The organism is Flavobacterium sp., from assembly GCF_039916025.1.
Taxonomy (GTDB): Bacteria; Bacteroidota; Bacteroidia; order Flavobacteriales; family Flavobacteriaceae; genus Flavobacterium.
The window spans coordinates 1-2758 of record NZ_JBDSMB010000079.1; the positions used below are offsets into that span (position 1 = coordinate 1).

3 protein-coding genes are annotated in these 2758 nt (G+C 38.2%); all 3 read right to left on the reverse strand.

From position 1 onward, the window contains the following. Positions 1–68: 68 nt before the first annotated feature. Positions 69–1187 (reverse strand): PDDEXK nuclease domain-containing protein, encoded by a 1119-nt coding sequence (locus tag ABIQ27_RS05075; RefSeq protein ID WP_348032660.1) that lies wholly within the window; start codon positions 1185–1187, stop codon positions 69–71. Further along, on the reverse strand, positions 1178–1363 hold the full coding sequence (locus ABIQ27_RS05080; protein WP_348032662.1) for a hypothetical protein: 186 nt from the start codon (positions 1361–1363) through the stop codon (positions 1178–1180). The genes ABIQ27_RS05075 and ABIQ27_RS05080 overlap by 10 nt, the downstream gene beginning before the upstream one ends. Before the next feature lie 751 nt (positions 1364–2114). Further along, a partial coding sequence (locus tag ABIQ27_RS05085) for a PDDEXK nuclease domain-containing protein (RefSeq protein WP_348032665.1) occupies positions 2115–2758 on the reverse strand: 644 nt, incomplete at its 5' end.

The window sequence follows — 2758 nt, forward strand, 5'->3', positions numbered from 1 at the left end:
CGTTTAACTTTTCCAATTCCATATAAAACTCATTTTTTTAAAGTGAATAAAAATTATCTGACCATGATTTATAGATTATAGGATTTACCCGTTTGTTTTTTTTCAAGTTCTTTTTCAATTTCACTAATGGATGGCAAACTTGCTTTTAGGTTGTTGGGCAAAGCGTTTTCAATATCATTTTCCCAATTGGCAATACCTATTGGATTGGCATAACCTGCCAGTGAGTATTCTACCACTAATTTGTTTGCTGATTTCACCAACAGCAGGCCAATGCTTGGTTGATCGTCTGCATGCATTAAGACATCGTTTACCACATTCTGGTACATATTGAGCTTGCTCACAGAGCCGGGTTCAAATTCACCAGCCCTACTTTCTACCACTACATAGCAACGCAATTTTAAGTGGTAAAATAAGAGGTCAAGATAAAAATCTTTGCCGCCCAATTCTAGGTGTACCTGCCTGCCTACAAAGGCAAATCCTTGTCCCAGTTCTAAGAGAAATTTTTGAATATGGTCAAGCAGTTTTTGCTCCTGTTCGGCTTCTTTACGTGGGTCGGCCGTTCCTAAAAAATCAAAAATATAAGGGTCTTTAAAAATTTGTGCGGTGAGGTCTGAGTTGTTGGGTGGCAAGACAGCATTGAAAATATTAACTGCAGCACCTTGCCGTTTGTGCAATTGTGATTCTATCTGAAACACCAGCATATCTTTTCCAAATCCATTTTCAATGGTTTTTTGGGCATACCATAACCGGGTTTCGGCATCTTTCAGTTTATCAAGTAGCGTAATATTGCTACGCCAGGGAATTTGTGCAACGATTCGTTGCACAATTGCAATATCCGGCCAGGCTTCGGCAAATGTTCGCATGTATTTCAAATTGCGGGGCGAAAACCCCTGCATATCCGGGAAGGCGTTTTTTAAGTCGTACGACATCCGGTCTATCACTTTGGCACCCCAGCCTTCATTCTGTTGCCGTTGTAAAATGCTGTTGCCAATTTCCCAATAAAACATCACCATTACCGCATTGGCAGAAAGAATGGTTTTGATGCGCTCCTGGCTAATGCGTTGCTTTATCTGAGTAATAAATTCGGAATATCCACCAGGCAAATTTTGCACCGTTTCAGGCAATGGAAATACAACCTCTTCTTTCAATTTGCCTCTTTGTTTTCGTTGGTTTTTATCTATTCCCATACAAAGTCTATTTTAGTAAGGTGAGCAGTTACTTTTTCTTCCAATAATTTTACATCTGCAGTCAACTGTGCCAAGGTGGTGTCGTAGCGTTCAGCAATTACCTTTGTACGTTGGGTAAGGCGTTGGCTATGCCTTCCGTCTCTTATTTTACACTGCGTTCTATGCTCGTCATCCATTTATCATTTACCACCAATTGTTTTATTTCTGATTCGGTAAGTGTTTTGTATCGGGCCAAGGTCTGTTTATCCAGTTCGGCTTCTGCGTCTTTGTTTTTTTTGTTGAGTTCGATTTGCTTTTCTGTTAGTGCAAGGTATTGTTCTAGTATGACACTTATTGCATACTACATAATAGAGTTTGACATTTTATTAGTCATGTTTATATTTTATCGAATCGTGTCCCGTTGAGATTTCAAATAAATTTTCGTTTGTCGAAGCTAAAGATTAGATTAACCAGTTACCAACAAACACTGCAAGATTGAGAATACATATATGAATTTTTGTATGGCTGTATGGCTGTTGCTAAATGGATCGTAGAAGAAGCCGGAGACAGGTAACTAATCATAGTAAGTAGACGGTTGGTATAAATTAAGGTATCATCCTTTCTTTGCCGCAAGGATGCACAATATAAAGTAATTAAGCAGCAATTGTATAATAAAAATGCGAAGTTTTGTTGAAATTGCGGACTTTTATTAATCTCCTATGCTATACAATATGGCCTGCATTTGTTAACCGATCTGTAGCCTAAAATGGTGCTGCCTACCGTTTGTTTTCTCTTTACAAGATATCACTAAACATTTCATGCAGCGGCTTTTTTACTGCGGAAATCCTACCGGTTTTCTATTTCGGTAATTGTAAGGTTGGTAGTTAGATGAATGCTCACTTCGGATTTTAACCAGCAGGTCATTGGAGAGAATAGAGCCTTGTATATCTATGGATAGAAAGTTCCTTCAGTTACTAATTTTTTAAGTGCTGCTTTGGTAGGTAAATACAATTTGTATTGTGATGCAAAGATTTGTTTGTTGTCTTTAGGTAAGGTTATCTCCACTACTGCATCGCTTTTATCTTTACAGATAATGATACCTATTGATGGCTTCTCAAAATCCTTTTTTACAAATCGGTCGTAATAGTTTACATACATCTGCATCTGGCCGATATCCTGGTGCCGGAGCTTCCCAATTTTGAGGTCGACGAGTACGAAAGCTTGAAGCAGGCGATTATATAATACCAGATCCACAAAAAAATCTTCTTCATCAAATGAAAAGCGAACCTGCCTGCCCTGGAATAGAAAGCCTTTTCCCATCTCCAGTAAAAAATGTTCTATTTTATTGATGATGGCAGTTTCTAAATCTGTTTCAGAGTAGGCGGCTTTTTCATCCAATCCTAAAAATTCCAACACGTATGGAGTTTTTAAAACATCTTCGGGCTTTTCAATGAGTTGACCTTTAGTGGCAAGCTGTTTTACTTTCTTCTTGTCTTTACTTAAAGCCAATCTTTCAAAAAGGCCACTATCTAATTGGCGTTGCAGTTCTCTTACACTCCAATTGCCTTGAGTTGCATCAATTTCATAAAATG